This window comes from Acinetobacter sp. UBA6720 (genome assembly GCF_002454215.1).
GTDB lineage: Bacteria > Pseudomonadota > Gammaproteobacteria > Pseudomonadales > Moraxellaceae > Acinetobacter.
The window spans coordinates 49312-57733 of the sequence record NZ_DKIK01000044.1; the positions used below are offsets into that span (position 1 = coordinate 49312).

General features: G+C 41.8%; 6 protein-coding genes and 1 riboswitch. Of the genes, 5 read left to right on the forward strand and 1 reads right to left on the reverse strand.

Features of this window, described 5'->3' with window-relative positions; all coding sequences use genetic code 11:
• Nucleotides 1–437 (reverse strand): TetR/AcrR family transcriptional regulator (locus B4F08_RS03920; RefSeq protein ID WP_291373294.1); only part of this gene is annotated, 437 nt, incomplete at its 3' end.
• A 513-nt stretch (nucleotides 438–950) separates the two neighbouring features.
• Here B4F08_RS03920 and B4F08_RS03925 point away from each other — a divergent pair.
• The 5 genes from B4F08_RS03925 to uca all read left to right on the forward strand — a co-directional run.
• On the forward strand, nucleotides 951–2123 hold the full coding sequence (locus B4F08_RS03925; RefSeq protein WP_291373296.1) for a thiolase family protein: 1173 nt from the start codon (nucleotides 951–953) through the stop codon (nucleotides 2121–2123).
• A 319-nt stretch (nucleotides 2124–2442) separates the two neighbouring features.
• Nucleotides 2443–3336, forward strand: coding sequence for a LysR substrate-binding domain-containing protein (locus B4F08_RS03930; RefSeq protein ID WP_086210032.1), 894 nt, complete (start codon nucleotides 2443–2445; stop codon nucleotides 3334–3336).
• Between the two features lie 150 nt (nucleotides 3337–3486).
• A riboswitch (guanidine-I (ykkC/yxkD leader) is annotated at nucleotides 3487–3586 on the forward strand.
• A 27-nt stretch (nucleotides 3587–3613) separates the two neighbouring features.
• Nucleotides 3614–4354 (forward strand): urea amidolyase associated protein UAAP1, encoded by a 741-nt coding sequence (locus B4F08_RS03935; RefSeq protein ID WP_291373299.1) that lies wholly within the window; start codon nucleotides 3614–3616, stop codon nucleotides 4352–4354.
• A gap of 17 nt (nucleotides 4355–4371) precedes the next feature.
• Entirely contained in the window at nucleotides 4372–5022 is a 651-nt protein-coding gene (locus B4F08_RS03940) for an urea amidolyase associated protein UAAP2 (protein ID WP_291373301.1), read from the forward strand.
• Nucleotides 5023–5027: 5 nt separating this feature from the next.
• Nucleotides 5028–8422 (forward strand): urea carboxylase (gene uca, locus B4F08_RS03945; RefSeq protein WP_291373303.1); only part of this gene is annotated, 3395 nt, incomplete at its 3' end.

Below are 8422 nucleotides of genomic sequence, written 5' to 3' on the forward strand. Positions count from 1 at the left end.
CTATCTAAAGACTTTAAGTAGTCAGAGGTCATGTCTTTAATTTCGATAATACGTTGCTCACGTATTTGATAGAGCTTCTCAAAAAGTTCTTTAAGTTTACGTTCGCTATTGGTTAAACGTTCTTCAATAACGTGCAGTAAAATCGTACGATTTGAATTTAACATGTTGTACAACATGTATTCAGAAACATAGGTTTTAATATCATTATTGTACTTCTGAGAAATTTCCAGCAAGCGAGTTTCATTCAATATAATCAACTCCAAATAGAGTTGGTTCTTACTTTTGAAATGCTTGTAAATTGTACCCTTGGCAATATCGAGTTCCGTTGCTAATTCGCTTAAGGTGATGTCTTGATTATTATCTAATAACAAAGTCTCAGCCATAGCTAAAATTTTCTCTTTGCGTAATAGAAAATTCTGTTGGCGTACTGAAGTCATTGGCTTTTCCAGTATATTTTATGAGAACTATAGAGAGGCTATTTAACTCGGTTCAATATTTAAATTCAACTAAGGTCTTGAATATTACTACAATCGTTTTAAAAATATCCACTTGTTCAAGAATTGAAATAAATTTGTTTGCAACAGCTGAAGACAACTGTCAATAAAGTTAGCCTCTAGAGATCACTTTTATGGAAATACATTTCATTTTTGTGATTTTTACACTATTGTCAGAAAAACTATATATTGCCTTAAACGTAGTGATGGATAGTTCTGGCTCAGATCTAAGCCTACATTGGTTATTGCGTGTTGAACTATTCGGATGCTTCGATTCTATCGAATATTACCGATTGCGCAAGATCATAACGTTGTGAGCGAAATCGTGGACTAAAGGCATTAAAAATAAGGCGTTTAAATTGAGCCATTATTAAGACGAAGAATAGTTATGGAGCGTTTTTGAGTGCATAAAATGTCGCTTAAAAACAAATAAACATCAAAAAGGATGAATGGAAAATGATTGTTATTGTAGACGGTGTACGTACAGCAATGGGTGGCTTTCAGGGTTCGTTGTCGGCATGTACAGCACCTGAACTTGGTGCGGTCACGATTAAAGAAGTGCTAAACCGTTCTGGCTTACAACCGACTGATGTAGACGAAGTCATTTTTGGTTGTGTCCTTCCAGCGGGGCTTAAACAGGGCCCTGCACGTCAAGCAATGCGCATTGCAGGTCTACCAGACTCAACAGGTGCAACAACCATCAATAAAATTTGTGGCTCGGGGATGAAAGCCGTCATGCAAGCGGCTGACGCGATTAAAGCAGGTTCAGCTGAAATTGTGGTGGCAGGTGGTATGGAGTCGATGTCAAATGCGCCGTACCTACTTGAAAAAGCACGTGCGGGTTACCGTATGGGACATGGTAAAACAACCGATCACATGTTCCAAGAAGGCTTAGAGGATGCTGAAACAGGTCTGTCGATGGGTGTCCTTGCTCAAGAAATGGCAGATAAAAAAGGCTATACCCGTGAACAGCAGGATCAGTATGCCATTGGTTCTTTAAATAAAGCCGTTGCTGCGATTCAAGGTGGCTACTTTAAAGATGAAATCGTGCCTGTGACAGTGAGTAGTCGTAAAGGTGATGTTGTAGTTGATCAGGATGAGCAACCCCTCAATGCCAAAGTGGATAAAATTCCAACTTTACGCCCAGCATTCAAAAAAGACGGCACGATTACCGCGGCAAATTCGAGTTCTATTTCAGATGGGGCTTCTGCATTGGTTGTAACTTCATCTGATGTTGCAGACGCACGTGGTCTGAAACCATTGGCAAAAGTTGTGGCTTATGCCAGCAATTCTCAGCATCCATCTGAGTTCACCATTGCCCCTGTAGGTGCCATTGAGAAAGTTTTAGCCAAAGCAGGTTGGTCTGCTGATGATGTTGACCTGTGGGAAGTCAATGAAGCCTTTGCGATGGTCACCATGCTTGCAATTGACGGTTTTCATTTAGACCCTGCTAAAGTGAATGTGAATGGTGGTGCTTGTGCACTTGGACATCCATTGGGTTCTTCTGGTTCTCGTATTATCGTGACTTTACTGCATGCTTTGAAACGTACTGGTGGGAAAAAGGGTGTAGCTGCTTTATGTATCGGTGGTGGCGAGGCGACTGCTATTGCCGTCGAGCTGTTGGGTTAAAGCTGTAATATCTTTAGCTGTGCCTGTGAAGAAAATGATTTAAATATCTATAATTCGGCATGGTTGATTTCATCAAAGGTTCGATTGATTCGGGCCTTTTTTGTTATGTAAAATATATGCAGAACATGCGACATAAATTTTCAGGAAAAGTATCTATTGTTTAGTACAGCTAAAGATATAATTCATGTGCTTTTATTGTTGAAACGTCTGATATTAGACCTAGATGCTTATAAATGTAAGTTTTGAGCATTGGATCATCGCTATAATGGGTAGATGATGGATCGTCTACCATCACATGCATATAAGGAACATTTTTTTCGTGTTTGAACTGGACTGTAAATTACTCAGTATCTTTTTTTACGTTTATAAGTTTAAAAGTGTATCGCTTGCGGCAGATCATTTAGAAATGAGTCAACCGACGGTGAGTAACATTCTGAATAAAATTCGCCAACATTATAATGATCCGCTGTTTTTGCGGATTGGCAATGAAATGATGCCGACAGAGTTGTCTAAGCAATTGTTTCCGTTGGTCAGTGAGGCTTTAAACAAGGTTGAAATCATCAATAACTTTACGATTGATTTCGACCAAGCCACTTCGCAGCAACAGTTTAGTTTGGCTATGACTGATGTTTCGCATTTGGTGTTGTTGCCGAAAATTTCGCAGTATTTGAAGAAACATGCACCACATATTCGTTTGAATATCCGTCCGATCACCTCTGAAACCAGTTATCAAATGGCAAATGGTGAAATTGACTTGGCGTTGGGTTTTTTACCGCAATTGGAAAATGGTTTTTACCAACAGCAACTGTTTGAGCAGTATTATGTGGTGATTGCAGCCAAAGATCATCCGCGTTTGACCGGTGACAGTATCAGCACAGCGCAATACTTGGCTGAGTCACATATTGATATTGATGCAGGGATGGGACATTACCATATTGAAAACGAGCTGCTTAATTTAGAACTAAAACGTGACATTTTAATGCGTTTACCGAGCTATTTGGGGGTAGGCTTGGTGGTACAAGAAACAGATGCAATCGCCACAGTTCCATACTATTTGAGTGAAGTTCTACTTTCACGTGGCAATTTAAAGATCTTCAATGCGCCGATTGCCTTTCCAAGTTATGGAGTGAAACAGTATTGGCACATGTCTTGTCATCATAAAACCAGCCACCAATGGCTGCGTCATATGTTTCATGAAATTTTAATGAAATAGCATTCTTAAAAATTTGATGCTTTTTATTGGTGCGTATAGCAAAGATATTCGTGCTGAAAATTGAAAGCGCCCGTTTATTGCTCATAAATGGTATTACAAAGCTTGAAAATCGTAATACTAAATTGGCACGGCCTTTGCACAATCTAAACTGAAAGAGTGATCTAGGGTTCCGATACATTTTTGATGTATGTCTGTGACCGAGAGTTCACGGTTCGTAAGAACTACACGGAGGGATAAAAGCCCGGGAGGTAAACAGTTACGATTTAGGCAGAGGCGCATGAGCACAATAACATATCACGACGATAACGCACTATGGACTGAACTTTTACCGGGTGGACATCACTGGTCTGGGCGTATTCAACGTGGCACAGTCTTACAGTTTAAAGCCTTAGGGGCACAAGCTAACGTTTCTCTTTTCTGCGTCAACAGTGAAGATAAGCTCGAACGTTTTAATATGCCAGATAGTTTAAAGGCACAGCATACGGCATTTCTAAGTGCAGGACATGTGTTGTATTCGGACTTAGGTCGGGTTATGGCCTCAATTGTTCAAGACGATCATGGTTGGAATGATGCCTTGTGTGGTCCGAGTCGCACAGAACAAATTCAAAAACAATTCGGCACTCAAACTTTCCAAGATGCACGAAATAAGATGTATCGGAGTGGACGAGACAGTCTGTTACTTGAAATGACCAAGTTTTCATTAGGTCAAACCGACCTGTCAGCTACGGTTAACCTATTCTCTAAAGTTCGTCCTGATGATGCGGGCAACTTATCTTATGTTGATGCTGACAATACCCATCAAATCATTGAACTGCGTTTTGAGATGGACTGTCTGGTGTTCTTATCTGCCGCACCACATGGTTTGAGCCAAGTCGTAAAGTATCAGCCTGCCGATATTCAAATGAGTTTATTCAAAGCCTCCGCTTTAACCGCACATGATATTTGTCGTGATTCATGCCCGCAAAACCAACGCGGTTTTCAAAACAACGCGCGTTATTACGCATTTGATGCTGTTTAAGCCCAAGGAGAGTACGCATGACCATTTTACAAGCATTTGATCAAGCTGTTTTAAATGAAGTCTGTCCAGCGGGTGAGGCATGGATGGGTGAAGTCAAGAAAGGGCAGTATTTCCGCATTATTGACCTCGAAGGCAACCAAGCAGTCGATACTTTATTTATTTCTGCGAACAATCCTGAAGAACGTTACAGCGCAACCGATACTCTAGCCATCAATCAGCAGATTTATCTCGAAAAAGGCACAGCTCTATATACCAACTATGGCAATAAAATCGCCACGATCCATGATGATAACTGTGGTCGTCATGACACCTTGGGTGGCGCTTGTTCATGTGAAAGTAACACCGTACGTTATGCACACGACACATTTCCGATGCACAGTTGCCGCAATAACTTTATGACGGCTTTAGCTTTGCACCCAATTGCGAAAAAGCATGGACTGAATGTTCGTCATATTGGGCCGAATATTAATTTCTTTATGAATGTTCCCGTGAGCGGTGAGGGGCATCTCAAATTTGACGATGGAATATCGGCGCCTGGTAAATATGTTGAAATTCAAGCGGAGATGGATCTTATCGTGCTGATTTCTAACTGTCCGCAGCTGAACAACCCATGTAATGCCTATAACCCGACCAAAATTCAACTGATTGTACGTGACGGCAAGGAGTAATCAGCATGTTTAAAAAAGTTCTCATTGCCAACCGTGGTGCAATTGCCTGCCGAGTAATTCGTACATTAAAGAATTTAGGCATTCAGTCTGTTGCGGTGTATTCAGAAGCAGACCGTGATTCCTTGCATGTGACTTTGGCTGATGAAGCGGTATTTATTGGTGATAGCCCAGCTAGTCAAAGTTATTTAAATATTGAAAAAATTTTACAGGTTGCCAAAGAGACGGGTGCTGAAGCTATTCATCCGGGTTATGGATTTTTGTCTGAAAATGCCGAATTTTGTGACTTGTGCGAGTCACAGGGCATTGTGTTTTTAGGGCCAAATTCTGCACAAATGCGTAGTTTTGGTTTAAAGCATACCGCACGTGAACTTGCCATTCAGGCGGATGTGCCATTGTTACCGGGTAGCCAGCTTTTAGCAGACGAAGCGGAAGCACTGATCGAAGCAAATCGTATCGGCTATCCCGTTATGCTGAAAAGTACCGCAGGTGGTGGCGGTATTGGTATGCGTTTGGTGTGGAACGAAGTTGAGTTGAAAGATGCTTATGCAACCGTATCTTATTTGGCACAGGCCAATTTTAAAGATGCAGGTTTGTATTTAGAAAAGTTTGTGCAAAATGCGCGGCATATTGAAGTCCAAATCTTTGGGGATGGTAAAGGTTTGATTTTGGCTTTGGGAGAGCGGGACTGTTCAGTACAGCGCCGTAATCAGAAAGTAATTGAGGAAACTCCAGCACCGCATTTAAATGATGAACAACGTGATTATATTCAAGGTGTTGCAATTCAACTGATGCAGTCAGTGAATTACCGTTCGGCAGGTACGGTTGAATTTGTGATGGATACTGACACCCAAAAATTCTATTTCTTGGAGGTGAATACACGCCTACAAGTTGAACATGGTGTGACCGAGCAAGTGTTTGGTGTAGACCTTGTGGAATGGATGGTCACTTTAGGTAGCGGTGACTGGACTGCACCGATAGAGGCGCTTAAATCTAAAGGTCATTCGATTCAAGTCCGTTTATATGCCGAAGATCCAATTAAGAACTTTCAACCTAGTGCAGGCTTGTTGACTTATGTCGAGTTTGACCCGCAGGCCCGCAATGAAACATGGGTGGAAACAGGTTCAAATGTATCTTCCTTTTATGATCCGATGATTGCCAAAATCATTGTGACCTGTGAGAACCGTGAAAGTGCAATTCAAGCCATGAGTGATACTTTGGCAAAAACCTCAGTGGCAGGAATTGAAACCAATCTTGAGTATTTACAAAATATTATTGACTGTGAAGTGTTTAAAACAGGGACACAGACCACACGATTTTTAAATACCTTTGAGTGGAAAACCCAAAAAATTGAGGTGTTACAGTCAGGTATTCAAACCTCAATACAAGACGTTAATGGTCGTTTGGGTTACTGGGATGTTGGAGTGCCACCATCGGGTGCGATTGATCCTTTATCTTTAAATATAGCCAATCAACTATTGGGGAATCCATTTAATACCGCAGGGCTAGAATGTACCCTACAAGGCCCAACTTTAAAGTTTCACTGTGACAGCCAAATCGTGATTACGGGTGGTGAGATGTTTGCGACATTGGATGGTGTCGATGTTGCCATGTGGCAGACCCTTAATGTTAAAAAAGGGCAAATTCTTAAAACGGGTAAAATCACCACAGGTTGTCGCAGTTATATTGGTATTAAAGGTGGGTTGAATGTACCCGCCTACTTAGGCTCGCAAGCGACTTTTACTTTAGGTCAGTTTGGTGGTCATGCAGGACGCAATTTACTCATTGGAGATATGTTGCCCATTACAGCTTATACCTCAGCAGAAACTGTTGCTCTCAGCGCAGCACAGGTACCAAGCTTTAGCAATGCTTGGAACATCGCGGTGATGTATGGACCACATGGTGCGCCCGACTTTTTTACTAAACGTGATATTGAGCGCTTCTTTGAGCAAGAGTTTGAAATTCACTTTAACTCAAGTCGTACAGGCATCCGCTTAGTCGGTGAAAAACCTGAATGGGCACGTACCGATGGTGGTGAGGCAGGACTACATCCTTCGAATATTCATGATAATGCTTATGCCATTGGCGCGATTGACTTCACTGGAGATATGCCGATTATTTTAGGGCCCGATGGTCCAAGCTTAGGGGGTTTCGTTTGCCCAGCGGTGGTGGTTAGTTCAGAACTATGGAAAATTGGTCAGCTTAAAGCGGGGGATAAAGTTAAATTTATCCCAATTTCTTATGATCAAGCACAAGTATTGAATCAAAAATATCATGCCACGTTAAAAGCGGATACGACTGAAAATGTAGATTTTGCCCCAAGCTTGCATGCTGAAATGGACACACTCTCAGATGCAGTTTTGGCGACTCTAAAAGGTGTGAACGCTGCACCTGATGTGACTTATCGCCCCGCAGGGAACAGTTATTTATTGGTTGAATACGGAGAGTTGGTTTTAGACCTCAATTTACGTTTCCGTATTCACGCTTTAATGCAATGGGTTAAAGATCAAAGTATCGAAGGGATTATTGATTTAACCCCAGGAATTCGTTCGCTACAAATTCACTTTGATTCATTAAAACTTAATCAGAAGCATTTGTTGGAATTATTACAGCTAGCAGAAAATGAATTGCCTGACGTGACCGCAATGGAAGTGCCGTCGCGTACAGTCTATTTACCTTTGGCTTGGGAAGACTCGCAAACCCAGCTGGCGACTGAGCGCTATATGCAAACGGTACGTCCAGATGCGCCGTGGTGTCCAGACAATATTGAATTTATCCGCCGCATCAATGGACTAGAGTCAAAACAAGCGGTAAAGGACGTTGTGTATAGTACCAATTATTTGGTCATGGGCTTGGGAGATGTGTACTTGGGGGCACCTGTGGCAACGCCACTGGATCCACGCCATCGTTTAGTGACCACCAAATATAATCCTGCACGTACATGGACACCTGAAAATGCAGTCGGCATCGGTGGAGCGTATATGTGTGTCTATGGCATGGAAGGCCCTGGCGGTTATCAGTTTGTTGGGCGTACCACCCAAATGTGGAGTCGTTACCGCAAAAATCCAGACTTTGAACAGGATAAGCCATGGTTACTGCGCTTCTTTGATCAAATTAAATTTTATGAAGTATCTGAAACAGAATTGATGCAAATGCGGGAAGACTTTAAAGCAGGGCGCTTAAAGCTGTGTGTGGAAGATGGGGTTTTAAATCTAAAAGAATATAATGATTTCCTCATTGAAAATGCAGCATCCATTTCAAGTTTTAAAGCGGTACAGCAAGCGAACTTTGAAGATGAACGCCGTCGCTGGCATGAGGCTGGTTTGGCTGAATATGTTTCTGAAAGCCTAGATACTGTTTTAGATGACAGTGAAATTCAAATTCCTGAAGGTGGTTGTGCAGT